General features: G+C 47.3%; 17 protein-coding genes. 6 read left to right on the plus strand and 11 right to left on the minus strand.

Annotation, left to right across the window (positions count from 1 at the left end; genetic code table 11):
* Window positions 1-224 precede the first annotated feature (224 nt).
* Both GV030_RS06990 and GV030_RS06995 read left to right on the plus strand, forming a co-directional pair.
* Window positions 225-2,753, plus strand: a complete 2,529-nt coding sequence (locus GV030_RS06990) for an ABC transporter permease (protein WP_159581177.1) — start codon at window positions 225-227, stop codon at window positions 2,751-2,753.
* Between the two features lie 152 nt (window positions 2,754-2,905).
* Complete coding sequence (locus GV030_RS06995) at window positions 2,906-3,805, plus strand: cation diffusion facilitator family transporter (RefSeq protein WP_255465190.1); 900 nt, start codon at window positions 2,906-2,908, stop codon at window positions 3,803-3,805.
* Window positions 3,806-3,954: 149 nt separating this feature from the next.
* Here GV030_RS06995 and katG read toward each other — a convergent pair whose 3' ends face one another.
* The 5 genes from katG to GV030_RS07020 form a co-directional block, all read right to left on the minus strand.
* Window positions 3,955-6,189, minus strand: coding sequence for a catalase/peroxidase HPI (gene katG / locus GV030_RS07000; RefSeq protein ID WP_159581180.1), 2,235 nt, complete (start codon window positions 6,187-6,189; stop codon window positions 3,955-3,957).
* Window positions 6,190-6,467: 278 nt separating this feature from the next.
* Entirely contained in the window at window positions 6,468-7,913 is a 1,446-nt protein-coding gene (locus tag GV030_RS07005) for a TolC family protein (RefSeq protein ID WP_159581183.1), read from the minus strand.
* Window positions 7,897-11,082, minus strand: a complete 3,186-nt coding sequence (locus GV030_RS07010) for an efflux RND transporter permease subunit (protein WP_159581186.1) — start codon at window positions 11,080-11,082, stop codon at window positions 7,897-7,899. The genes GV030_RS07005 and GV030_RS07010 overlap by 17 nt, the downstream gene beginning before the upstream one ends.
* Before the next feature lie 24 nt (window positions 11,083-11,106).
* Window positions 11,107-12,189 (minus strand): efflux RND transporter periplasmic adaptor subunit, encoded by a 1,083-nt coding sequence (locus GV030_RS07015; RefSeq protein ID WP_159581188.1) that lies wholly within the window; start codon window positions 12,187-12,189, stop codon window positions 11,107-11,109.
* 152 nt (window positions 12,190-12,341) lie between these two features.
* On the minus strand, window positions 12,342-12,746 hold the full coding sequence (locus GV030_RS07020) for a hypothetical protein (RefSeq protein ID WP_159581190.1): 405 nt from the start codon (window positions 12,744-12,746) through the stop codon (window positions 12,342-12,344).
* Window positions 12,747-13,262: 516 nt separating this feature from the next.
* On the opposite strand from GV030_RS07020, the gene GV030_RS07025 reads away from it, so the two are divergent.
* The 4 genes from GV030_RS07025 (at window position 13,263) to GV030_RS07040 (ending at window position 16,611) form a co-directional block, all read left to right on the plus strand.
* Window positions 13,263-13,649 carry an HU family DNA-binding protein gene (locus GV030_RS07025; RefSeq protein WP_159581192.1) on the plus strand — a complete coding sequence of 129 codons (387 nt, stop codon included), beginning with the start codon at window positions 13,263-13,265 and terminating at the stop codon, window positions 13,647-13,649.
* Between the two features lie 215 nt (window positions 13,650-13,864).
* Complete coding sequence (locus tag GV030_RS07030) at window positions 13,865-14,794, plus strand: hypothetical protein (protein WP_159581194.1); 930 nt, start codon at window positions 13,865-13,867, stop codon at window positions 14,792-14,794.
* A 361-nt stretch (window positions 14,795-15,155) separates the two neighbouring features.
* Complete coding sequence (locus tag GV030_RS07035) at window positions 15,156-15,680, plus strand: hypothetical protein (protein WP_221413296.1); 525 nt, start codon at window positions 15,156-15,158, stop codon at window positions 15,678-15,680.
* Between the two features lie 463 nt (window positions 15,681-16,143).
* Window positions 16,144-16,611 (plus strand): hypothetical protein, encoded by a 468-nt coding sequence (locus GV030_RS07040; protein WP_159581197.1) that lies wholly within the window; start codon window positions 16,144-16,146, stop codon window positions 16,609-16,611.
* Window positions 16,612-16,812: 201 nt separating this feature from the next.
* Here GV030_RS07040 and GV030_RS07045 read toward each other — a convergent pair whose 3' ends face one another.
* The 6 genes from GV030_RS07045 to GV030_RS07065 form a co-directional block, all read right to left on the minus strand.
* Window positions 16,813-17,733 (minus strand): glutaminase, encoded by a 921-nt coding sequence (locus GV030_RS07045; RefSeq protein WP_159581199.1) that lies wholly within the window; start codon window positions 17,731-17,733, stop codon window positions 16,813-16,815.
* Between the two features lie 216 nt (window positions 17,734-17,949).
* The gene (locus GV030_RS07050; RefSeq protein ID WP_159581201.1) at window positions 17,950-18,324 is read right to left on the minus strand and encodes a type II toxin-antitoxin system VapC family toxin; all 375 of its coding nucleotides are present in this window, start codon (window positions 18,322-18,324) and stop codon (window positions 17,950-17,952) included.
* A gap of 495 nt (window positions 18,325-18,819) precedes the next feature.
* Complete coding sequence (locus GV030_RS21685) at window positions 18,820-19,071, minus strand: type II toxin-antitoxin system RelE/ParE family toxin (RefSeq protein ID WP_370519057.1); 252 nt, start codon at window positions 19,069-19,071, stop codon at window positions 18,820-18,822.
* Between the two features lie 6 nt (window positions 19,072-19,077).
* Window positions 19,078-19,275: a hypothetical protein gene (locus GV030_RS07055; protein ID WP_159581203.1), complete on the minus strand. Its 198-nt coding sequence runs from the start codon at window positions 19,273-19,275 to the stop codon at window positions 19,078-19,080.
* A gap of 129 nt (window positions 19,276-19,404) precedes the next feature.
* A complete protein-coding gene (locus GV030_RS07060) occupies window positions 19,405-25,404 on the minus strand; it encodes a gliding motility-associated C-terminal domain-containing protein (RefSeq protein ID WP_159581205.1) in 6,000 nt (1,999 codons plus the stop codon).
* Window positions 25,405-25,418: 14 nt separating this feature from the next.
* Complete coding sequence (locus tag GV030_RS07065; RefSeq protein WP_159581207.1) at window positions 25,419-26,429, minus strand: PorP/SprF family type IX secretion system membrane protein; 1,011 nt, start codon at window positions 26,427-26,429, stop codon at window positions 25,419-25,421.
* Between the last annotated feature and the right edge of the window lie 153 nt (window positions 26,430-26,582).

Genomic DNA, 26,582 nt, shown 5'->3' on the forward strand with positions numbered 1-26,582 from the left:
TTTATGCCCACATAGGTTATTCCATCCGTCGAAGGGTAGACAAAGCTCCCAAGAGACATCATTGTTCTCCGGTCCCTGAAGTGGCCGTTTTTAAAGTCGGACTGGTCATTTTCGGACAATAAACATTATATTGATTGCATAAAAAGCACTCAATAAACGCTTAGAGAGGTTTCGCTGCCTTGGCACCATTATTGAAAAAACAGCCATGAATTATTGAAACACCTATGATTTACAACATGCTGAAGGTGAGCTGGCGAATGGCCACGAGAAAAACCAGTTTCACCTTACTCAACATAATTGGTCTGTCCGTAGGAATGATGGTTTGCCTGCTGGTCGGATTGTATGTGCACTACGAGTATGCCTTCGATGCCTTCCATAAAAAATCGGATCGAATTTATCGCATCAACCAATCCATGATTTGGGGGGATTGGGCTTCCCAAATGCCCACAACAGGCCCTAATGTAGCGCTGGCGCTAAAAGCCGATGTACCGGAAATAGAGGCCATTACCAGGATCTTGCACCCCGAAGGATTTGTGGTAACATCACTGAATGAAGCCAGTCAACCAAACAGTTTCCTGGAAGACGACCTGCTGATCGCTGATCCTGATTTTTTTAAGATCTTTTCATTCCCTATGGTTGAGGGTGACAAATCCTCTGCCCTTTCCAAACCCAACCAAATCGTCATCACTGAGAAAGCCGCAATCAAATATTTTGGGAAAGAATCAGCCTTAGGCAAAACCCTTCAACTGCGCGGCACAATTTTGGAAGGCCGGCAAGCAGGGGATAACACACCGCTGAATTTCACAATAAGCGGCATTATTGAAGACATTCCCGATCAGTCACATATCCAGTTTGATATGGTGGCTTCTACCGCCAGTTTTATTGACATCACGCAAAACGAATCACTATGGACGTGGACGGCTTTTGCAAACTATGCCCTGCTCAAAGAAGGCGTGGATGCAGCACAGCTGGAATCCGCACTCAAAACCATCCCTCCCAAATGGGCAGCCAGCACCTTGCTAAGAATCTTCGGGCTCACATTTGACGAATTGCATGCGGACAATAAATCATGGGACCTTTTCATGCAGCCCATCGGCGATGTGTACTTAGGGTCCAACACGATGGGAAACATTCTGGGGCCGCTGGGTCAGCGGAGCACCATTGCCTCATTTACGGCCATAGGGCTATTAATTTTGATACTATCGAGTATCAATTTTATGAACCTCTCCACTGCACAATCTTCCAACCGTGCCCGTGAGGTGGGCATTCGCAAGGCCCTTGGAGCTCAACGAAAGACACTCATTGCACAGTTTCTATTTGAAGCTTTCTTCCTTGTCATCATCAGTACACTGGTGGGTATTGCCCTCACAGGCGTACTTCTGGACAGTTTTAACCACTTTTCCGGCAAGTCGATCAACCTTTTCGAGCAGCTATCACAACCGGTCGTTTTGATCTCCATCATCGTTTTTTGTGGTTTTCTGGGACTCCTGGCCGGGAGCTACCCTGCCCTTTATCTTTCTTCTTTTCAACCCGCCAATGGCATGAAGGGTATCTTGAGCATGGGAATTAGCGGAAAAGGCATCCGCAATGCATTGATTGTATTCCAATTCACCATTTCCATCGGCCTGATCATTGGATCGGTGTTTATCGCCAGGCAATTGAATTACATGACACAGTTCGATCTAGGGTACGATAAAGAGCACGTACTTCAACTGCATAATGTTGAACAATTCAGCGCAGATAGCCAGGTACTAAAAAACACATTGATGAGCCAGACCGGCATCCAACTGGTGGGAGAAGCCCATCAGTCACCCCCAAACGTCATGCGTGGAAACCTCATAAGTGCGAGGCTTACGGACAAGGATCAAATGGAGATAAGCCGAATGAAAGTGGATGCACCTTATCTTGATTTACTGGATGTAGCGCTCATCACAGGTCGCAACTTTAATGAAACGATGGTTACCGACCTTCATCATTCAGTGATTTTGAATGCGGAAGCGGTACAAATGCTAGGCTGGGGAACTCCGGAAGCCTATTCAAAAGAGTCTCCCGTGGGTAAGTACATTTATAGCAATGGCCAGAAAATGGAAGTGATAGGCGTGACCGCAGATTTCTATTACAAAAGTCCTAAACATCAGGTTGAACCCCTGGTCATCTATCACATTGACAACAAATACCTTCCCGATAGTGGCACAAGCCCATCGGTGCTTTCTCTGCGAATCGATCCCAATTCAATCCATTCGACCAATGAGATGAGTGCACTTGTTGCCTCCATACGCAATGAGGTTAAAAATCTGGACCCGTATTTCCCTTTTGAATACAGCTTTCTGGACCAGGAGTTTGAAAACAGCTTTAGAAATGAACAACGAGTAAAAAGAATCATGAATGCCTTCACCCTTATGGCTTTGATCATCGCTTGTATCGGACTCTATGGTTTAGCGATATTCTCCGCAGAGAAAAGAACAAAAGAATTAGGTATGAGAAAACTGCTGGGTGCAAGTGTCCTGCAAATCGTCACACTGTTTTCCAGAGACTTTACCAAATTGATAGTGATTGGTTTTTTGATTGCCAGCCCGATTGCCTGGTATTTCGTGGATACCTGGTTGTCCAAATTCCCCTACCGAACATCCATCAATCTTTGGGTCTTCGCTCTGGCCGGTGCGGCAGGACTACTCATCTCCTGGATTACCATTGGGCTTCAATCGGTCAAAGTGGCTACAAAAAACCCAGTGGAGGCCTTGAGAGATGAATAAGGTACACTGTTGGGAACAAAGCCTCAACTGGTCACCCTCTAATGGTATTCCAAATTTTGGTCTGGAAAGCCACAGCCCAGCTCTTTACCCAATACCCGGGAAAAAGCTTCATTAAAAAACCTGAAATACTTTAGCTTCGAGGCGCGCTGTGCATGGAGCACCGTGTGGGAACCATACTCGGCATGGACAACGAGCAAACAGCTATCAAAACCTCTTATTTCAGCATCATTGGCAACACCAGCCTTGCGATCATCAAAGCATTGGCCGGTTTTTTTGGCAATTCGTATGCGCTCATAGCAGACGCCATTGAGTCTACCACTGACATCTTTTCCTCCTTGCTGGTACTCTTCGGGCTCAAGTATGCCCGCAGGCCCGCCGACGAAAACCATCCTTACGGACATGGTCGGATAGAGCCCCTTATCACCTTTCTGGTGGTGGCCTTTTTGGTCACCTCTGCCACCATCATTGCTTACGAAAGCATTCTTCACATCCAAACACCCCATAAGGTGCCCCAACCCTGGACATTGATTGTACTGGGCGGCATCATCGCATGGAAGGAGGTCTCTTACCGCATCGTCATACGAAAGAGTGAGCTAACCAACAGCTCATCGCTTCGCGCCGATGCCTGGCACCATCGCAGTGACGCCATTACTTCCGTGACCGCATTTATTGGTATCTCCATCGCCATCATCTTCGGCAAGGGCTATGAAACCGCCGACGACTGGGCAGCACTTGTCGCCTCTGCTTTCATCTTGTACAACAGCTACCTGATTTTCCGACCTGCCCTCGGTGAAATCATGGATGAACACCTCTATGATGACCTCCAAAAAGAAATCAGAGCAGTTTCCCTGACGGTCCCAGGGATCCTGAGCACAGAAAAGTGTCTGATCAGAAAAGCCGGGATGCAATATCACATAGACCTACATGCCCGTGTAGACGGTCAAATTAGCGTCACTGAGGGTCACGATCTTGCTCACCTGCTGAAAGACACCCTGTGTGAAAAGATCCCCACGCTGGGCCACGTTTCCATCCACATAGAGCCCCAAGGGTAATCAAAAGCGTCATTCACCTGTCAAACCAAGCAGAAAGACTTAACGAACACCCCTTCAGTGATCGCTTTAATCTCCCATAGCACCAAAAAAGGTGACCAGTTTCCTGGTCACCTTTTGCATTCCATAGGTACGATAATCTCTTCTGAAATCTACGCCAGATCGAAACGATCCAGGTTCATCACCTTGGTCCAGGCTTTTACAAAGTCCTGTACAAACTTCTCCTCAGAATCGGCACATCCGTACACCTCAGCGATGGCCCTCAGTTCAGAATTAGAACCAAAGATCAGGTCTACCCGGGTGCCAGTCCACTTCACAGCCCCTGTGGCACGATCACGTCCCTCAAAAACAGCTTCTGAAGCTGATGTGGCCTTCCATGTGGTACTCAGATCCAGCAGGTTGGCAAAGAAGTCGTTGGTAAGGGTCTCAGGTCGTTTGGTGAATACCCCATGCTTAGACTGATCAAAGTTCGTATTCAACACACGCATCCCTCCTACCAAAGCAGTCATTTCAGGAGCAGTCAGCGTCAATAGCTGTGCACGATCTACCAACATTTCCTCTGCAGAGGCTTGATGCTTCGGTTCAAAATAATTTCGGAAGCCATCTGCGCCTGGCTCCAGCACGGCAAACGACTCTACATCTGTTTGTTCCTGGGTGGCATCAGCACGCCCGGGAGTGAATGGTACCGTAACCGAGTGACCGGCATTCTTGGCCGCCTGCTCTATGCCGGCACTACCACCCAGCACGATCAGATCGGCCAGAGACACCTGCTTCCCTGACTGGGAGCTGTTAAATTCCTTTTGGATTCCTTCCAACTTCTGGAGCACTGCCGCCAATTGTTTAGGGTTATTCACCGCCCAATCCTTTTGCGGTGCCAAACGAATGCGTGCGCCATTGGCTCCACCACGCTTATCCGAGCCCCGGAAAGTGGAAGCCGAAGCCCATGCCGTAGCCACCAGCTGCGACACAGTGAGGCCGGAATCCAGAATTTCACCTTTTAGCGCAGCGATATCTTTATCATCCACCAGTTTATGCTTCACGGCGGGCAAAGGATCTTGCCAGCTTAGCTCCTCTGAAGGCACCTCAGGCCCCAAGTAGCGCGCCAGAGGTCCCATATCACGGTGCGTTAGCTTATACCAGGCTTTTGCGAAAGCATCTGCAAACTGGTCGGGGTTCTCATAAAACCGTCGGGAGATGGGTTCATAAATAGGATCCATTCTCAAGGCCAGGTCAGTAGTCAGCATAAATGGGGCGTGGCTTTTCGATGGGTCATGTGCATCTGGCACAGTACCCGCTCCAGCTCCACCTTTGGGCTTCCACTGGTGTGCTCCGGCCGGACTCTTGGTCAGCTCCCACTCAAACCCAAAGAGGTTCTCAAAAAAGTTGTTACTCCACTTCGTAGGTGTGGTGGTCCATGCGCCTTCCAGACCACTGGTAATGGTGTTGACTCCACTCCCACTACCCAATGTATTTTTCCAGCCAAGCCCCTGCTCTTCTATGCTCGCTGCAGCAGGCTCCGGACCCACATACTTGCCTGGGTCGGCAGCTCCGTGTGTCTTGCCAAATGTGTGTCCGCCAGCGATAAGTGCCACGGTCTCTTCATCATTCATGGCCATGCGACCAAAAGTCTCTCTGATGTCGCGTGCGGCTGCTACCGGGTCAGGTTTTCCATTAGGCCCCTCGGGGTTCACATAGATCAGTCCCATCTGCACCGCTCCCAGGGGATTTTCCAACTCCCGGTCACCGGTGTACCTCTTGTCTCCCAACCACTCGGACTCAGATCCCCAGTACACATCTTCCTCGGGCTCCCATACATCCTCACGGCCTCCTGCAAAACCGTATGTTTTAAAGTCCATGGATTCTAGCGCACAATTACCCGCCAGAATCATCAGGTCTGCCCATGAAATCTTTTTACCATACTTCTGTTTGATGGGCCAAAGCAATAGGCGCGCCTTGTCCAGATTGGCATTATCCGGCCAGCTGTTGAGTGGGGCAAATCGCTGAGTGCCGGATCCGGCACCGCCACGGCCATCCGAAATGCGGTAGGTACCCGCACTGTGCCATGCCATCCTGATAAAGAACGGACCATAGTGACCATAATCTGCCGGCCACCAGTCCTGGGACTTGGTCATCAACTCAAACAGATCTTTCTTCACAGCTTTAAGATCCAGCTTTTTGAACTCCTCAGCATAGTTAAAATCCTCACCCATAGGATTGGACAGAGAAGAGTGCTGACGCAGTATGTTCAACTTCAATAGGTTGGGCCACCAGTCGCGGTTGGAAGTACCACCACCGGCTCCCTGTTTCAATGATCCGCCATGAAAGGGGCATTTGCTTGCATCGTTCATGTCGCCTACCGATGCACCTGAATGTTTACTGTTTTCCATTTTTGAGAGATTAAGATTTATTACTTATAGACAAATATGCGATTACATATATTTATAAATATTATACACTCATTAGCTGAGCTTATGACTTGCGCCTGCTCTAACAAGTTACCGGATTCCAAACCGTTTCACAAAGTCATCTGTACACAACCCCATTGTCTCAAGGAACAAATAGTTTGCTATTGAGAAGGATATACCCATTAGCATGAAAACAAAAAGCCACTTTGCATCACTGCAAAATGGCTTTCTACCTTAAACCTTAACCAATAGCTACCTGATTAGCGCCAGCCGCCACCAAGTGCCTGGTAGATATCGATCCAGGCGTGCATCTGCTGCATTTTGGTCTCTATCAGATCAAATCTGGACTCCAGCGCGTCGCGCTGTGTCAGCAACACCTCCATATAGTCTGCCCGTGCAGACCTGAAGAGTGTGCTGGAGATCTCAATCGACTCGGTGAGTGCCTGCACCTGACGTTCTTTCAGTTCGTAGCTACTCCTCAGGTTATTGATATTGGAGAGCTGATTGGCCACTTCTATGTAAGCATTCAAAATGGTTCGCTCATAATTGTAAACGGCCTGAATCTGCTTCGCATTGGCATTGTAATAAGTGGCCTTAATGGCATTCCTGTTGATCAGCGGGGCTGCCAGATCTCCCGCCAGCGAATAGATCAGTGACTCGGGTGTTTTCACCAGGTAGGTAGGGTTAAACGCCTGGTAGCCGATACCCGCCGTGATCCCAACAACCGGGTAAAACCTGGCCTTGGCCACCTTCACATCCAACTTCGCTGCTTCCAGCTCCAGCTCTGCCTGCCGCACATCGGGGCGGTTTTCCAGTAGCTGCGCCGGAATGCCCAACTGAATACTATCAGGCATCAGCCCGATGAAAACCTCCGAATCTCGGAGTACAGGCTGGGGATATCTACCCACCAGAAAGTTGATCCGGTTTTCAGTTTCTATGATCTGCTGCTGAATGCCGTACTGAAGACTTCTGGTGTCCAGCACCTGCGCTTCGAACCGTCGCACGGCCAGCTCTGTCACCCGGGTCGCTTCCTTCTGCAGCTTCACGATTTCCAGGGCATTGCTCTGAATCTCTATGTTTTGCTGCACGATCCTCAGCTGATTGTCAAGTGCCAGGAGCTCATAATAAGAATTCGCAATCTCGGCAATGAGGTTGGTAACCATGAAGTTTTTGCCGTCCACAGTGGAGAGGTAGTGCGTATAAGCAGATTTTTTAGCATTGCGCAGCTTTCGCCAGACGTCCAGCTCCCAGGTGGCATAGGCCCCTACCATGAAATCGCCAAGCGGCTCAGGAAACTCCTTGCCGGGTTTGATATCATTGTTGGCTTCCAATGCCCCGTTTCTGGTATATCGACCTACCTTGTCAGCGCCAGCGCCGGCTCCCAGCCCCACAAAGGGCAGGTACTCTCCCTTCCTTGCCATGACCTCATTTCTGGCAATCTCGATCTCCTGCAAGGTGATGTTCAGCTCCTGATTGTTATTCAGAGCTGTATCAATCAGTGCGATGAGATTTGGATCGGTGAAATACTCCCGCCAATTGATCCTGGTAGTCGCATTGGTGGTGTCCTGAGAACTTTTGTAAGCCTCAGGAAGTGCCGTATTGGCGGTTTTTTTCATCGCCAGGTCAGGAGTACAAGCCGTAACACTTACCACAAAAGAGGCTATTCCTAAATATTTATAAATCGTTTTACTAAGCGCTGTGGTCATTTTCATTTGATTTTTTGTGTTGAGGTACTTCCGACAAAGGCCTGTCGTATTCATCACGGATCATTTGACGACCATCCGCCAGACTTCCGAAAATGTAATAAAGGCCCGGGATAATGATTACCCCGAAAATGGTTCCCAGTAACATTCCGCCAAGGGCAGAGGATCCAATGGTGCGGTTGCCAATGGCTCCGGCTCCCGTAGCTATTACCAATGGAATCAATCCCGCAATAAAGGCAAATGAGGTCATCAAAATCGGTCTGAAACGGACCTTCGCACCTTCAATGGCCGCCTCAAAAATGGTGGCTCCATGCCGATGCTTCTGCACGGCAAACTCCACGATCAATACGGCATTTTTTCCCAGCAAACCTACCAGCATGATCAATCCGATCTGGGCATATATATCATTGTCCAGTCCCATCAGCTTCAGCATGAAAAAGGAACCAAACACCCCAACCGGAAGTGAAAAGATCACAGCGAGGGGCAAAATGAAACTTTCATATTGCGCTGCCAGCACCAGATAAACAAAGGCCAAAACGATAATGAAGATGTAAAGGGACTCATTCCCCCTTCTGGCTTCATCGTATGAAAGCCCCTCCCAGGCTATGTCGTAGCCCTTTGGCAGGGTTTCGCTGGCCACTTCGCGAATGGCCTGAATCCCCTCAGCGGTGGTATACCCCTTTGCGGGCAATCCACGGATAGCTGCCGAATTGTACATATTGTATCGGGTCACTTCATTGGGGCCCTGCTTCTTCTCTATTTTCATAAATGAAGAATAAGGCACCATCTCCCCATGATCATTCTTGACAAAGAGCTTCAGGATATCAGAAGGAAGTCTTCTGAATTCGGGAGCAGACTGGACATACACTTTGAAGAAACGTCCAAAACGAATAAACCCCTGCTCATAGGTACTGCCTATCAGGATGTTCAGATTTTCCATGGCACTCCCGATCGAAACCCCTTTTTGCATGGCCAGCTCATTGTCTATCACCAACTCATACTGAGGGTAGTTCGCAGCGAAGAAGGTAAACAGACCGGTAAGCTCAGGCCGCTTGCTCAGGTCATCCATGAACTGCTTATTGATTTTATCAAACTCCTGATAGTCCGTATCGGTGGTTTTGTCCAACAATCGCATGGAGAATCCACCGGAAGATCCAAAACCAGGGATGGCCGGCGGCTCGAAGAACTCCACAATGGCCCCGAGGCCTTTCGATTTCTCCTCCAGCTCTTCCATGATTTCCGTTACAGAATGCTCACGTTCAGACCAGGTCTTCAGGTTAATGAGACAGGTACCTGCATTGGAGCCCCGCCCTTCGGTCATGATCTCATAGCCCGCCAAAGAAGACACGGACTCCACTCCCTCTATTTCCTCACAGATTTTCTGGAGTTTCTGAGACACCTGATTGGTTCTTTCCAATGTAGCCCCGGGAGGAGTTTGGATAATGGCATAGATAGTGCCCTGGTCCTCACTCGGAATAAAACCAGCTGGCAGGATATGATTTTCAAAGAGAATTCCCAGACCAAAGACGAACAGGATCACGAAAGTGAGCGCCCTTTTATTCACGATCACGCGCAGCAGACCTGTATACTTTCCGGTCAGCCTGTCAAACCCGCTGTTAAACTTATCCAGCACTTTGTTCAGCAGGTTTTTCTTACGCGGTTGTCCGTGGTTGTTTTTCAGCAGTATAGCGCAGAGCACCGGTGTGAGCGTGAGTGCTACCAAGGCCGAAATCACGATGGAACTCGCCATGGTGATGGAGAATTGTCGGTAAAAGGTACCCACTGGACCTGTCATGAAGGAAATAGGCAAGAACACTGATACCATCACCATGGTAATGGCGATGATGGCTCCGCTGATCTCTCCCATCACTTTCCTCACCGCATTGTACGGCGACAGGTTCTCTTCTTCCATTTTGGCATGGACGGCCTCCACCACCACAATGGCATCATCCACCACTATACCAATGGCCAGTACCAGTGCAAAGAGCGTGACCAGGTTGATGGAAAGCCCAAACATCTGTATCACAAAGAAGGCTCCGATCAACGATACCGGAACGGCCAGAATCGGGATGAGGGTAGATCGCCAATCGCCGAGGAATAGAAATACCACCAGGGCTACCAGCACAAATGCATCACGCAGCGTATGCGTCACCTGCTCGATAGAAGCATCCAGGAATTTAGAGACGTCATAGCTGATCTTGTAATCCATTCCGGGAGGAAAATCAGCCCTCATCTCTTCCAGCTTTGCTTTCACATCTTCAATCACCTCACTGGCATTACTCCCGTAGTTTTGTTTCAATACAATGGCGGCCGAAGGATGACCATCCAGATTGGAGTAGATATCGAAAAATTCACTACCCAGCTCAGCCCAGCCTATGTCCTTCAGGTGTATGCTTTCGCCCTCTGCATTGGCACGAATAATGATCCCTTCGTACTCCTCAGGCTTATTGAATCGGCCCTTGTAAGTAAGCACATACTCCAGCGACTGAGCAGCAATACCGGAGCTCTGACCGATCCTTCCCGGGCGGCCAATGATACTCTGCTCACCCAGAGCTTCCATTACTTCATCGATGGAAATATTGTAGGCCCGCATGCGATCCGGATTGAGCCAGATACGCATGGCATAGGTACGGCTACCCAATATCTGTGTCCTGGCCACCCCGCTGATCCTGTTGATTTCGGGGATCATTTTCACGTTGGCGTAGTTGTACAGAAACTTCTCATCCATGTCCTCGCCCTCACTGTAGAGGTTGACATACATGAGCATACTGGGCTGGATAGGGGTGATAATAACGCCCTCTCGCTGCACCAGCTCCGGCAGCAGCGGCATCACCTGATCCACCCTGGTCTTCACCCTGATGACGGCCTGATTGGGATCCGTACCCGGCTCGAAAATAACACTAATGGTGGCCTCTCCTGCACTGGTAGCATCAGTGGCCATATACCTCATACCCTGCACACCGTTGATGGAGTTTTCCAGGGTGATCAGTGTAGACTTCACCAGCACATCGGCACTGGATCCGGGGTAAGCAATGAAAATACTTACGGTAGTCGGGGCAATTTGGGGAAATTGCGAAATAGGTAACTGCTTGATGGCCAGTGAACCTACAAAAACGATAATGACCGAAATGACAATGGCAAAAACCGGCCTATGTATGATTTGACTAAACATTTTCTCTGTTTTTTAGGTCTCCAATTATTCAGAATACAGCTCCAAATTTGATATCACGGACAGGGGCTCCATGAAATCATAGCTGATCTCGTCGTTCTCCCTTACCAGACGCAGACCTTCCAGAAGTATCTTGTCGTTTTCATCCAGACCATCCTGGATCACATAGATGTGCGGCATCTCAGCCACAATACTGATTGCTCTCGAGCGGATCTTATTTTCTTCATCCACCACAAAAACGTATCGTTTATCCAGAATCTCGAAAGTAGATTTCTGAGGGATCAGCAACGCCCCTTTGAGCGGGGTGGTCATGAGCACGTTGCCCGTTTCGCCATGTCGCAGCAGCCTTTTGGGGTTTGGGAAGGTAGCTCTGAAGGCAATGTTTCCTGTTTCATTATTGAACTCCGCTTCAATGGTTTCTACCACCCCTTCGTGCGCAAACAATTTGTTATTGGCCATCAGGAGCTTAACCACAGTCTTTTCGGTAGCCTTCACATTGGATTCAAAATCGAGGTATTCAGCCTCTGGCACATTGAAATATACCCACATCGCACTGTTGTCGGAAATCTCCGTGAGCAGCTCTCCCTCATCCACCAGACTACCCAGCCGCACATGAAACCGGTCCATGATGCCATCAAACGGGGCTCTGATTTGGGTGAAACTGAGGTGAACTTCCGCCAAAGCCACTTCAGCTTTCGCCTTCTCGAGTTTAGCTGCGGCCAGGGCCAGCTCATTGGGAGCCACTACATTGCTCTCTGCCAGCCTCTTGGTGTTTTGGTATTCTATTTCGATAAAACTGGCTTCAGCCTGTGCCTTTCTCAGCTCAGCCTCATATAGTCTGGGCATGATCTGAAACATCAGCTGGCCTTTTTTCACAAACTGCCCCTCATCTACATAGATGTTTTGCAGATAACCTTTTTCCAAAGCCCGCAGCTCTATGTGCTGGATAGATCGGATCTGACATACGTAATCCTTGGTGATAGAGGTGTCCATTCGGATAGGACTGGTGACCAAAAATTTAGTTTCCTCGTGGTGATGTTCTTTGTGCGATTCACAGCTTGTGTAGAGCAGTACTGTACAGAAGCTCATGAGAATGAAAATTCGATTCATGTTAGTTTTTAACTTTTTTAAGAAGGTATTATTGATTCTTTGGACGGTGTAACAGATACAAGCAAACATTTCATTTGGATGAATCCAAAGAAGGCAAAGCATTGTAAGAAGTAACCGAAGGGATTTTGGGTATTAGAAAACCCAAACAAGTATTATATCCTGATCACGCAGAGCAGGATATTGAGCGACTCATAGGATGAGAAGAAGTTGAAATAGTTGCGAAGCGCCAGACTTTTCTTGAGATATCGAAAATAGTCCCCGGGTAGCTGGGTGTAAAAATGGCTCGCATAATGACTGTTGGGTCCGAGGTGTTTTCGGGAAGACGTCTTTTCATCCTCCTTTTCCTCATACTCCGCAGCATCCATAATAGCCACCTCTTTTTTGGTAGCAGATGTCGCAGGAGAAAAAACTAAACCCTGCTCGTGGTGAGGGACGCCAAGTATTTGGCTGTCAAACTCACTGAAACTTTCGTTGAAGGTATTGTCATCGATAGGTGTATGCAGCTGACCATGGCCAATCAGCAGAAGGATACACAGAGATAGAAGATATTTGATCAATGTCTTTATCATCGAAGCGGCAAAAGTACACCAAGATAACTATTCAGAATGCCTTTGCAAATTAAAATATTGTTATCAAACTGGCAAAGGTCGGTTTTGGTTGCACCAAAAGTGATAATTAGTTGACCTATTTTCAATGCCTGCCCTGTCCTGCTACACCACTCCGGAGTATGGCCCATAAGCGGATACCACTGGCCGATTGGCACAAGGATTGATCACTTCTGAGTAGGCCGCCCGAAAGCCGCATGGTAGTCCCTGGAGTTCCTCAGTCCGGTGTTACTTCATCCACACCCCCCTTTTATCCCAATGAAACCGTGTTTTTACCCTAAAGCTGCCTATAAATCACTCTACAGAAGGCTGAAAAAGAGTAAAAAGATACGTATCTTTTATTATTAAGATAGGTATCTTTTTTAAATGAGATAGGTATCTTTTTTACTTTAGATACGTATCTTTTTAGAAAGCAATAGCTTACCATTGGATAAAACATGGTGTAAAACCAAACAACTTCTACCTATCATGGCCATCAACTATAAAGTAGTCAGCAAAAGACCCGCCGGTATAGCCGGAGATAAACCGACCAAATATTACCCTGTGCTCACCAAACGGAAGGTGGCCAACACCCGGAAGATTATAGACAGGATCAGCAAGAACTCCACCCTGAGTGGCGCCGATGTAGTGGCGGTCTTCGAAAGCCTCAGAGCCATCATCCCCGAGCTGCTGGGCAGTGGCATGAATGTGCGACTGGATGGTGTGGGGACATTTAGCATCCATGCCCGGAGCAAAGGCCAGGACACCCCAGAGGCGGTGACTTCCAGAGACATAGACAGTCTCAAGATCAGCTTCCTGCCGGATAAGGATGTAAAATCCATGCTGAAGACCATCGATTTTCAGAAAGTAAAATAGGGCTAGCAGTACCATAAGCCCTACCCTATACCAGGAGAGCTATTGCAAATGACGTGAAGAAATGCTAGTTTGTTGTACCAAACTGAAAGGCCTGCCCCGATGGTAACCGCTTACTGCTGCTGGTAGCCCCAATCAGATAAATAAACAGTATACACCGGGTAACAACGGGTGGTTTGTTGTTATTATCAATTTCTTCCAGATTACAATTATTTAAAATGAAAACTATTAAGATTACCATTTTGCTTCTTATTTGCTGGTCGACAGCTTTAGCCCAAAACACTTTTCCAACTCCATCTGGAAATGTTGGAATTGGCATATCGACTCCACTTAGCAAACTGCATCTCTATCACGATGACTCAGAAGTTTCAGCTAACGTTGGTCTCACCATCGAACAAGATGGGACAGGAGATTCAAAACTACAATTTCTTTTAACCGGAGTGCAAAGATGGGTGGCAGGAATTGATAACTCTGATGGAGATAAATTTATAATAGGAAGAGGTCTTGATTGGTCTCAGAGCAAGAATTTTGTAATTGACAATTCAGGACATGTTGGGATAGGTACTTTAACCCCTTCTAAAGAATTTGAAGTAAATGGAACAATTCTATCTAACAACTTTATGTCCTCTGCAAGCAACACAACTTACAATCACTTCATAAGAAACGGCACAGGAGCTGCTCTTTACATTAACCAAGTCGAAAGCAATGCCAGTCTTCCAATACTAAGACTATCAAGTGGCACTGCTACTGCCAACCAAAATGTACGATTTACAGTTGAAAATGACGGTAGTGTTGGAATAGGAACTACTAATTTAGAGGGCTACAGGTTAGCTGTTAATGGTTCAATCCGATCCAAAGAAGTGAAAGTTGAGGCCAATTGGTCAGATTTTGTTTTTTCTGATAATTACCAACTTCGAACTCTCGAAGAAGTCGAACAACATATAAACGAAAATGGCCATCTTCCAGAAATTCCAAGTGAAGCTGAGGTAACTGAAAACGGAATCAATCTAGGAGAGATGAACGCCAAACTGTTAATGAAGATAGAGGAACTAACACTTTATCTGATTGAACAGAATAATCAAAATCAGGCTCAACAAGCTAGAATCGAACGGCTAGAGGAGAAAATATCTCGGCTTGAAAACGAATAAAAAAAGATCACAGCAGGCACTCCGCCCTTATCAGAGTTGTCTCCAGCCAGGTAGGTCACTCCGTCTGAAGCGCAGCGGAAGGCCGGAATCTCTTTCGTTGGTTGAGATTCCGGTATTTTGATTCGCTCCGCTCCTCAAAAATGGAATGACGGTAGATATGACGTTCATACTCCGCCTTAGAGTTGTCTCCAACGATCCGGATAAAACGGAAGGCTGTTAGTTGGCCCGAATTGTGGCTAACTGGGACGAACTCTTCCCAAACCCTTATGTTCATTCTGATAGTAAGGAGTAAGTTTTTTATGCAAGTTTGGTTCCAACCAAATAAGTATATTTCTCCCTTCAGAATTGTTAAATTTACTCAATGGCAATGGGACAGGAAAAACTTGATTTTTGGATTGATGACTTGACCGATTCTATTCGCAATAGAATTTCAGGAGACAGCTTTCAAACAGAAGTTTCCAGATTGACGAAAAATGATCTAAAAATTATAACTAAGAAGGCAGGATGGAACTTCAGTTGGCATACAGAATTGATGGATAACTCACGAGAAGTTTTCAAACTGACGATTGTTAATAACCCATCGGTGATCCAAGGTTTAATGAGTGTAACTATTGAAAGTGATCATATTTACATGAACTTGCTTGAAAGTGCGCCGTTCAACATAGGAGAAGACAAGCTATACGAAGGAGTCCCTGGCAACATGGTTGCATATGCCTGTAAACTCTCATTTCGACATGGTCATGAAGGTTTTGTGGCATTCACCGCTAAGACCAAGTTGATCAAACATTATGAAACAACTTTAGGTGCGTATCATTTTGGAGGACATAAAATGATTATACCCACAGATGCTTCAAAGAAACTGGTAGAGAAATATTTTAAAACGTAGAAGATATGAGCTTTATAAAGGAACCAAAGGGTGTGGATTTCATCATTGAGAGTGAACCCCTAACCGAAAAGGACAGAGAGGAAATTAGCAAGTTTATTGCCGAGTATAAGCGTAAACCAAAAAAAAGTACAGGACAGAAAAGAGCAACGACACACAACAAACACTAAAATGAAGTGTGAACTGAGTACCTGATAACCCAAACCCCAAATGACCGCACAATCACACCAACGAGCCAGACACGTCATTCCGGCTGAAGCGCAGCGGAAGGCCGGAATCTCTTTCGTTGGTTGAGATTCCGGTATTTTGAATCGCTGCGCTCCTCAAAAATGGAATGACGGTAGATATGACGTTCATACTCAATTGAGAGCGGCTGGACGTACCTCCCCTGTCTTTATGCAGCCCATATTGCCAGACGCAGTGGGTTTGGTTACTTTAGTGCTTCCCGATTAATAAAGTAGAATTCATGAAATATTGTCACGCTCGAATTATCGTCATCTCCCTTATTACCTTTCTCCTGGCAACGTCTTGCCAGAAAGTGAGCCAACAAAAAGCCCTTTCTTCTCCTCCACTTACAGGCACCTGGAAATTACTCACAGGCACAATAATCCAGGGAAAAGACACGACAATCACCAACTACACCATCAATCAGGAATTGATAAAAATTATCAACGAAACACATTTCGCTTTCCTGAGACATGATCTTGGAGAAGACAGCACGGCGATTTTCGTATCAGGAGGTGGCAGATGCAAAATAGATAGCAAAAATTATACTGAACACTTAGATTTTTGTAATTACAGAGAGTGGGAAAATAACACATTCGAGTTTGAATATAAGATTACTGGGGATACACTGACCACTATAGGAATAGAGAAAATAGACGATCTTGGCATCAATCAGCTGAATATAGAACAATACTTACGCGTGAAATAGCGCGTGATTTTCAACCTTTACCACCCACACAAATCAGCTTGCTTCTGCCAGGCAAGTGAGGGTAAAATACCAGGGTGCAATCTCGCCACAGGGATTCCGGTATTTTGAATCGCTGCGCTCCTCAAAAACCGGATGACGGTAAATAAGACGTGAGCCCCACAAAGACCTTACCACCAGAAGAAGGAAACGAGACCAAATCCACTAAAAAATGGATCTGCCTAATTTGGTCGTTAGCATTTCCAACGCTTTCATTCCTTTATACGAATTCCCTTTTACATTCAAAGGAGGACTCCATACACTTACACAATACCTCAAAGGATTGAGTGCCACAATAGCGCCACCTACCCCACTTTTGCCTGGTAGTCCCACCTCAAACGCGAACTCACCCGATTCGTCGTAGAACCCGCAGGTAAGCATGAGCGCATTCATTCTTCTGGACTGACTTGCTGTGAGCATGTAGTTCCCATGGCCAAATGGAACGTTTGTTTCTCCAAAGTTCAGGAAGGTCTGTGCCAGTTCTGCACAGGTCATCTCTACGGAGCACTGCCAGAAATAAAAGTCCAGCACCTCATCCACATCGTTCACCAGGTTCCCCTTGGATTTGATCATATAAGCCAGAGAATAGTTTCCATAGCCGACACTTTTTTCAGACAAAGCCACCTTTTCATTGTATTGGATGTCCGTATTGCCACATAACCCCCGAATATAGTTCAGAAAGACAGCCTTGGGATCTTTGTGCAAGCTGACCAACATGTCGGCGATAACAATCGCTCCGGCATTGATAAATGGATTTCGGGGGAAACCATTTTCATACTCCAATTGAATGATCGAATTAAACCCATTCCCGGAGGGCTCCACATCTACCCTATCCCAAACCTTATTTCCCAATTGACTGAACACCAGGGACAGTGACAGCACCTTTGTCACGCTCTGAAGGGAAAATTTTTCATCGGCATCCCCTACTTTGTTTTGTTTGCCATCCAAAGTAGTCAGACAAATACCAAACTTGGTTCTGTCAATGTGCGCCAAATCGGGAATATAGTCGGCGACCGTCCCTTCATCCGGAGCATCTTTCAGCTCATTGTAAATTTCATTGATGATCTGATCGTAATCGGGTGTCATTGCACGATGATTTGAGTGGGTACTTTGCTGCTTAAACACCGTAAAGTTACATTGGATAAATCTGTAGTTGATTAGAAACAGGCATCACTTACTGGGAGTTTACAACCCGTGGCATCATTCCGGTGGCAGTGGAGTGCTGGAATCTCCAGTATGGCCAGCGGGATCGATAGCGATGGCACCCCCGCATTCGAAGGAGTGATGCCCCGCCAACTCCTTTTATTCTGCCGAATATATAATTACATCTAATTCCTGAATTCTGTCAAATGCCTTATCGGCTGTTAACAGAGGCAATTTGCTATAGAAAGCAGAAGCTGCTATAATGGCGTCTGGTAATTTAAGTTTTCTGGTCTTACGAAATTCAACTGCTCCCTTCTTAATACCTGAGCTGATATTAATTATTTGACACTCACCAATGAGTTCTTCGATTACCGTCTGCTCACTGTCTGACAAATTCGGAATAGCCAGTAACTCGAGTTCTGTTATTATAGATATTACCAGCTGTTTCCCTTCAAGAATTTGTGTAATTTCCTTATCTCCATTCAAAAGATAAATCAGGATATTGGTATCAACAAACAGCTTATTTCCAATCATCCCTTAGATCAGATTGGTACTTAACAGGGTCAATTTTACCTTTAAGGATACCACTGTATTTAGAGGTAGAAATACCCTTGTGCTCCTTTGATACCACTTCGTTGAGCTTCTTAAGTTGTTCCTGTATTGGTGAGCCCTTTTTTATAACAGTTACCATGTTGCAAATATACGAATTACTACTTTCTAAGTTCTGGCCAGACAGAGATGGAAGAAGGTATCTCAGCTTCGATGACACACAAGTGTAACATACCTGATGCTAAAACCTGAATTAACCTTCACACAATCATGATGAGTCTGTGGCGTCATCCGGCTGCAGCGCAGCGGAGGGCTGGAATCTCTTTCGCGTTTGAGATTCCGGTATTTTGATTCGCTCCGCTCCTCAAAAACCGGAATGACGGTAACCTCCGCTCTTGTTCGAGTTGTCTCTTACAAACCAGATCATTCCAGAGATTGCTGGATGGGTTGGTTTCCATCCGTCCTTTGACCCAGGAAGAATTAAGGAAAAATTTGATAGATGTCTTTTCGGTGCGCTACTCTCGCAAATTCAACAGTATTTCCATTGACGAAAACACCAATTCGATAATCTCCAGAACGAATACGAAATGCGTCTTCAAATCCTGTTAATTTCTTAACACCAATAACCTCTTCAAAAGACTTAGCTGACTTAACTAACTCTATGATCTCGGCTACAGATTTAAGGTCCTTTGGTTTCTTGATTTTGTCGAGATCCTTACTGAAGGAAAACAACCTCCATTAGCCTTTGAGTTTGGCCATAACTTCATCATCGGACGCAATATCCGTACGATCAACATCTTTCATTAGTAAGGACAAGCCTAAGTCCTCAGTATCTTCATCAGAAAGAACCTTTGACTTCACTCCTAACTTATTCAGAAGCTCCGATATGAACTTTAACTCCTCCGAACTCTTTGGATTGATGACTATTGAACTCATAATCCAAAGATAAACAATAGGAAAGCCGGAAACCAACAAAAATGAATCAAGGCATGTACTTCTGTACTTTGTAAGTGATCCAGACACAGCCTGAAGGGTGACTCTGAAGGCCCTCAAGGGTCCCTCCACTTACCTCAACACGAAGATCTTCCCGGTGTGCTTTCTGGTCACACCAGACTTGGCAGTATAGTTGATCTCGTAATAGTATGGACCCTGTGGTACCGGATGGCCATTGAATTTGCCATCCCACGAAGCTGAGAGCTCATCACTTTCAAAGACGAGGAGACCATTTCTGTCCTGCACCCGCATGCTCATGGCCTTTACGTTTTGGAAGCCCGGACGGAAGTTCTCATTACTACCATCACCATTGGGCGTAAAGGCCGTAGGCACTGCAAAATTGTATCCCCGCACAATGTCAAGCGTATCCGTTTTGGACAGGGTACAGCCCACTTCATTCTCCACGGTAAGCTTCAGCACATAGACGCCCGGTGTGGTGTAGGTCACGGTGGTGTTTTGGTTCTCATCAGCTCGGGTATCTCCAAAATCCCAAAACCACTTCTCGATGCCCTGGCCCAGAGATTCATCCGTAAGGGTAATCGGAAAATCGATGGCAAATTCTTCAGTTTCCAGGCTAAACTCCGCCTCTAGTTCATAGTCTGTATCGATGGTCAGGAGGGTATCAAACGTACAGCCCACATCATCCAGCACACTCACGAGATACTTACGTCCAGCCAGGTTCACAAAGTTGTTTTTGGAAGCATACGCACCACTATCAAACGAATAGGTATAGGGGAATGAACCGCCGGTTCCCTGAAAGGTAATAGCTCCGTTTTCCGTATTCGGGCAGAGGTTGTTCTTCTGAGTGATCACATCCACACCCAGTCGCTCCGGTGAAGTGATGGTCACCTCCACGGAGGACGTCTCACAGAAGTTGCTATCTACAGCCAGGAGCTGGTAAACCCCAGCAGGAATGCCCGTCAGGTCCTCCACTTTAGAATAAGGAAGTCCATCCTTCAGCCACTGCAAACTGTATGGCATGATTCCCCCGGTCACGGTGGCATCAATTTCAGAATCATAAGGGGTGGCACAGGTGTTACTCACAGAAGTGACTGCTATCCTGAATGGATCAGGCTGAGCCACCTCCACCGTGCGCGTGAGCGCACAACCTTCCAGATCTGTAACGGTCACTTTGTAGAAGGCCGCTTCCAGGTTGGTGGCAAATGAACTGGTGGAGCTAAACGGAAGACCATCTTTTTGCCAGCTAAACTGATACGTACCATAGCCCCCGCTCACCTGAGCCGACACACTGCCGTCATTGCCCCCAAAGCAGGAGACATCTACAATGTCGAAGACAAACGCCAGCTCATCAGGATTCTCCAGACTGAACGTTTTGCTTTTGATACAGCCGTACTCATCCTCAATGAAGATCTCATAAGTCCCGGCTCCTATTCCATTCAGATCCTCTGTGTTCTGAGAGAAAAGTACACCGTTCTTTTCCCAATACACCGAGTAATCCAGATCAGGCTCACCTGTGATCTCCACTTCTACATCGATCTCCCCATTGAAATCATCATGACAGGTAACCCGGGTAATGGTACCTTCTATAAAAAACTCGGAAGGTGGATCGGCTACTGTAAAATCAGACGAATTGTACTGACACTGAAACTGATCAGTAATGATCAACTGGTAAGTAGCGGCTTCAAGGTTGGTCAGGTTTTGCTCAGTGCTAATCAGCTTCCCGTCCAGCAACCACTGATAGCTGTAAGGTGGTGTGCCATTGCTCGGCGTGATGGTCACCGCACCATCAGCCCCACCCACACATGAGGTATTTTTAATGGTAGACGCCACTACGATAGGCAGTGGATCATCCATGAAGATGATCGTATCCAGCTTACACCCTTCGCTATCCGTCAGGGTGGCGGTGTATTTACCCGCAGGGATATCTCCTAAGTCAAAATCAGTATCAGATAGCGTACCGGCTGCTTCACTCTTCCAGGAAACAGTGTAATTTCCATAGCCTCCTGTAGGGTCAAGTGTAATGGATCCATCGCTGTAGCCATTGCAGGTGACATTGGAGATCTCAGGGCGGAAATAGATTTTAGTAGGGTTCGTGATGGTGTATTCATCTGACCGTTCACAACCGTTGGCATCTGTCACGAGTACCGAATAGGTGGCCGGTCCAAGATTTTGTATAGGCACAATGCCTGACTCACCCACACCCGTCTGGCTACTCAGCACATCTCCGTTTTTATACCATGTGAGGCTATACGAATCGGGGTGCCCGGCACCAGCGTCGATCACCAGTGATATTGCCGCATTTTTCTCCCCTGTACATTTGATCTGTGTAGGATCGAGTGAAATATTAAAATCCGTGGCTGGCTGCGTGATCACATAAGTGGCCGTGAATGGATCACAATCGTTCTGATCCTCGATGGCGACAAAGTAACTGCCCGGTGCCAAATCAAAAATGGAATCGGCACTGCTGAATGATGCGCCACTGGCATCATTTTCTTTCCAGGTGATGACATAAGGAGAAGTGCCCCCCGTAATGTCCAGGGCGATGTAGCCTGTTTCGTCCCCACGGCACTTAATTTCCTGAATATTGGCGGTGGCTGAAACTGGCTCCGGAGCTTCCAGAGTGATGGTAGAATCCAGGGAACACCCGGCGTAATCGCTCAGTACCACGCGGTATACCCCATCAGCTAAGTCCGTATAGCTGGTCTGGTTGTTTTTGGAAGGTACAGCAGTGCCATCCTTATACCATCGGATGGAATAGCTGACGTTGCTGCCGAGATAGCCACCAGAGGGGTCAATCTCTATGGAACCCGTGGCATCTCCAAAGCACTCATTTTGCGTGATGGTAGGATTCATCACCAGCTCCGGATACTCCACTATGTCAAACGATAGCGAACGGGAACATCCGTAAGTATCTACGGTGGTCAACTCATAGGTGCCCGGCTCCAGGTTGCCCTGCTTCAAATCGAGCGTGTTGGACACAAAGAACACCCCGTCTTTGGTCCAGGTGATGTCTGTGGGGTTTGGGTGCGTAGGTGAGCCCAGATTAACGGTAATGTCAATGGTACCATCATTGGCGCCATTGCAGGTAACCGGAGTAGATACCCCTGAGATACTATAGGTTGTGGAAGGCTGAGTGACTGTAAAATCAAAAGGATCGGAGACACAACCATTGTCATCGGTGATGGTCAGCTGATAAACCCCCGCTGCCAGGTTGGACAGGTCTTCCGTGATGGGTGCAAAAGAACTCCCGTCTTTGGTCCAGACCAGGTCATAAGTGCCTCCCGCGGCTACTCCGCCGGTAATGGTCACATCGATAGACCCAGTAGACTCGCCTTTACAGGCCACATTGACAATCTCAGCAGTTGCAATCAGTTCGTCAGGTGAGGCCATCACGATGGTGGATGACTTGGCACAGCCCAGATCATCAGTCACTGTGACTTTATAGGTCGCGTCATCCAGGTTGGAAACAGACAGCAGATCGTTGTATGCGGCTTGAGCCACCCCATTACGAGTCCATCTGACCATGAAAGTACCTAGTTCCAACCCACCACTCGGGCTAATGTCTATGACTCCATTTGCATCACCAAAGCATTCGTTTTGGGTGACCGTAGGATTTACGCTCAGCACAGGATATTCCAATACATCAAATGATATGGACTTGGAACAGGCATATGTATTATCTACAGTGGTCATGACATAGGTACCCGGGGCCAATCCCGTAATGGTCGTCATGCCATCGCCAGCCGGGTAAGCCGCTCCGTCCTTCGTCCAGGAAACGCTGGCCACATTAGGGTGACCGGATTCTGGCGTATAAAGCGCCACTATCTTCCCATCATTGGCTCCATTGCACACCACATCAGTGATGGTGCCGGATAGTGAATAGGTAGTGGCTGGCTCGGTGATGGTGTAGGTATTGGGGTCGATTTTCTCGCACCCATTGTCATCGATGATGGTCACCTGGTAAGTTCCAGGTCCCAGGTTGCTGATGTCTTCCGTATTGGCATATCCGGCCGAGCCGTTCTTTGCCCAGTTGAAAAAATAAGATCCACCACTGGTCTGCGTCCCACCGGTCACGGTGATGTCGATAGCGCCAGTGGTCTCGTTTTTACAAGCAATATCTGTCTCAGATACGAGCTGAATGCTAATGGGATCAGGAATGGTCACATCAAATGACTTGGAAGTGGTACAACCTTCCGCATCGGTCACATGAAAAGAATACACGTGATCATTGGTGACATCTTCTATTTTGGAGCTGGTAGCCAGGTCGGTCACAGACTCTCCCCCCAAAGCGCCACCATCTCTTTTCCACTCAAAAGTGTAGGGTGTGGTACCACCGGTCACGGTTACGTTGATTTCCGTAGGATCAGGGCTTAGGTCCGCAGGACACAAAAATTCAGGCGATACACCACTAATAGCCAACACTGCCGGTTCGCTAATATCAAAGGTCAATGAACGATAACATCCCGAATTGGCAGTGACATCAATGCGATACTCCCCTTCTTCCAAATCCGTTTTGGAAAACACACCCGTAGCCACGGTATCCGTCGAATTCACGTCTACCCATACAATATTCTCCGGCTCCACTATCGGATCTGTATCCAAGCCTGCATCAAACTCCCAGGTGTATTCTCCATCACCAGCCCCTGCGCAGGTAATATTGCTGGTACTCACAAAGGACATCCCCCATTGTTTGATAGGCTCTGTCACTTCTTTATCAGCCACATCCACCGGACATCCGTTGGAATCCCTGATCCAGAGATCGTACACTCCGGCCGTCAGGTTGCCAATGGTGGGGGTAGTAAAGTAGTTCGCACCACCATCTACCGAGTAAGAGTAAGATCCTGATCCGCCGGTTACCACGAATGTAATGGCGCCGGTGGCATCGGTTTTACAAATCACCGGTGTTTGTGTGGCGCTCACTAGCTGTGGAGCTTCAGGCTCTGCCAATGTAGCTTCTACATCCAAAGTACATCCTGTCTGACCGAAAGCTCTGATCGTATAAGTATCAGGCCCCAGCCCTGTAAAGTCAGCCGTTCCTACACCCACCCCTGTCTGGCGCATCAGGGTAATTTCTGTCATGTCTCCATCATAGATTCTTAGTTCGAAAGGAGTCTCATCATCCTCCGAGTCAGTATCCAACCTCACCTGTATGGAGCCATCATTGTCACTGGTACACGTCACATCCTGCTGATCATTGACCACAAAATTGAATCCCTTGTAGATATCCATTTGCGTACTTCCTGTACAGCCATTCTTATCTGTGACGATCACCTGATAGGAGCCTGAGTCCAGGGCGGTAATGGCTGACACATTGGTAGCAATCACTGAAGCGTCGTCCGCATTTTGCCATTCAATTTCAAAATTCAGTGGAAAACCGGCCCCTGCTGAATAAGGAGTACCCCCTGAAATAGAATTGATGATAATTTGACCATTTTGATTGTTACAATCGGCATTGACCGTATCAAAGTCGATGGAAATAGCCGTCGGCTGGGTAATCTGAAAGTCTCCTGAAGTATTCGCCTTAACACATCCATTCGCATCCCGCACGAAAGCCACATAAGTAGCTGCCGCAAGGCTCTCAAACAGGCCTCCATTGTCGGTGTAACCCCCAGAATAAGAGGGTGAAGTGGCACCAGCCCCTATACCAAGACCATATTCATAGGGAGCAGTCCCTCCGGTAGCTGATATCTGCACTGACCCTGAGGCATCTCCATTACACAAGTTTTGATCAAGCACCGTCTTGGTGACTGAAAGAAGGGATGCGGAACCACCTACGGTGATGGAAGAAGTCCTGGTTTTGGGCGTATTAGCAGTACTTCTGGTCACTGTCACTGTCCAGTCGTCCTGAAACAAACCATCAATAACATTGGTCCCAAAAGGATTATCCACCGTACCGGAGGCATAGGGAGTGACCAGGTCAGCTGATTCAAACACTTCCCAGGTAAAAGAGTATCCGGAAACCCCACTCCCGGTCAGTACAAGTTCAATCTCTCCATCATTGGCTCCAAAACAAGTTTCGTTCACCGCTGTAAGTCCAATATTCCAGTTTTGAGCCACAGCAGAGGAGCTGAAGAGTAGAAAAACGATGGTTGCAGTCAATAAATTCTTCATGATCTGGTTTGGTATTAATATGGGATCGGACACTTCAGACGCTTGGCGGAGCGTGGGGTAGCATTAGGATCAGAGGGATCAAACAGGAGCGAAATTGATATTTCATGCACCCCTCCCGGATTAATTCTGTTATTGAGCGGCATATCATAGCTGTAGCCCACAGAGAAATCAAATTTGGTCACACCGATGATCCAGGAAACTGCGGAGTATTCACCCTCGCTAAATGGATTGGGTATCCCCCGGTAAAGTGCTCCAAAGAGGATTGGTTCATACTGCAGAATGGCTCCCGCATCCAGCTGACTGAAGCCCCCCTGGGCCACGTAGTTGAAGGTGGGCATCACGAATCTTCTCAGCTTTGACCTGGACTTTCGGCCCTTTTCGGCCAGGCTCACGCTCACACCTCCATGTACGGAGTATCTGATGGGCAGGGTGGCGTTTCCACCCTCCACAAAAGAGATATTGTTTTCCAGCATATTGTGCATGGAGTAGCCAAACCACCAGTTGGCGCCATAGGTAAGCACTCCGGCAGAGACGTCAAAAAAGCTGATGCGGTCATTGACAGCTAAGGGCTCAGAGGTGCCGCCTCCACTCACATTGCCATCAGAATCTATCTGATCTGAGAAAAGAAATTTACTAAAATCGATCCCCTGACGGGTATAGGAAGCCTGAAGTGCAGGCTTCACGGTCACTTTTTTATTGATAGAAAAATCATAACTCAATGGAACGGCCACAGTCTGAGAAATATAACCACTGTACGCATCTTCGTCAGAGATAAAAAGGAGTCCCGCACTGGCATAAAAATCCTTGAAGTAATAATCAGCATAGGCAGAAAAGGTAGTATAAGCCGCCTCCTCTGAGTTACCCTGCTTGCGGTAGTTGATCCCGGCCCTGGCAGCCCCAGAGGCTCCCGTAAAAGCGGGATTGAGATAGACCGGTGCCTGATAGAACTGTGTAAACCTGACATCCTGTGCCTGCAGGCAGGTCATTGCACCGCCCAGTAGTGCAGTAAGTAAAAGTTTTTTCATTTCGCCAATTTTACCTCCAAGTTTCGCTAAGAAACATCTTCCTAAAATTAAACCCGAAATGCCACAGTTGCTAAAAAACAACCGGTTAATAGCTTGTTTCAGGGACTCCGGAAGATACATCGGTAAACTTCCGCAATTCCCTTGTTAATCGCA

It is taken from the genome of Marinoscillum sp. 108 (assembly GCF_902506655.1).
In the GTDB taxonomy this organism is placed as follows: Bacteria; Bacteroidota; Bacteroidia; order Cytophagales; family Cyclobacteriaceae; genus Marinoscillum; species Marinoscillum luteum.

Coding starts and splice junctions, on each gene's coding strand:
- GV030_RS06990 (WP_159581177.1), top strand. CDS start 225: ATGATTTACAACATGCTGAAGGTGAGCTGGCGAATGGCCACGAGAAAA.
- GV030_RS06995 (WP_255465190.1), top strand. CDS start 2,906: ATGGAGCACCGTGTGGGAACCATACTCGGCATGGACAACGAGCAAACA.
- katG (WP_159581180.1), bottom strand. CDS start 6,189: ATGGAAAACAGTAAACATTCAGGTGCATCGGTAGGCGACATGAACGAT.
- GV030_RS07005 (WP_159581183.1), bottom strand. CDS start 7,913: ATGACCACAGCGCTTAGTAAAACGATTTATAAATATTTAGGAATAGCC.
- GV030_RS07010 (WP_159581186.1), bottom strand. CDS start 11,082: ATGTTTAGTCAAATCATACATAGGCCGGTTTTTGCCATTGTCATTTCG.
- GV030_RS07015 (WP_159581188.1), bottom strand. CDS start 12,189: ATGAATCGAATTTTCATTCTCATGAGCTTCTGTACAGTACTGCTCTAC.
- GV030_RS07025 (WP_159581192.1), top strand. CDS start 13,263: ATGGCCATCAACTATAAAGTAGTCAGCAAAAGACCCGCCGGTATAGCC.
- GV030_RS07030 (WP_159581194.1), top strand. CDS start 13,865: ATGAAAACTATTAAGATTACCATTTTGCTTCTTATTTGCTGGTCGACA.
- GV030_RS07035 (WP_221413296.1), top strand. CDS start 15,156: ATGGCAATGGGACAGGAAAAACTTGATTTTTGGATTGATGACTTGACC.
- GV030_RS07040 (WP_159581197.1), top strand. CDS start 16,144: ATGAAATATTGTCACGCTCGAATTATCGTCATCTCCCTTATTACCTTT.
- GV030_RS07045 (WP_159581199.1), bottom strand. CDS start 17,733: ATGACACCCGATTACGATCAGATCATCAATGAAATTTACAATGAGCTG.
- GV030_RS07050 (WP_159581201.1), bottom strand. CDS start 18,324: ATGATTGGAAATAAGCTGTTTGTTGATACCAATATCCTGATTTATCTT.
- GV030_RS07055 (WP_159581203.1), bottom strand. CDS start 19,275: ATGAGTTCAATAGTCATCAATCCAAAGAGTTCGGAGGAGTTAAAGTTC.
- GV030_RS07060 (WP_159581205.1), bottom strand. CDS start 25,404: ATGAAGAATTTATTGACTGCAACCATCGTTTTTCTACTCTTCAGCTCC.
- GV030_RS07065 (WP_159581207.1), bottom strand. CDS start 26,429: ATGAAAAAACTTTTACTTACTGCACTACTGGGCGGTGCAATGACCTGC.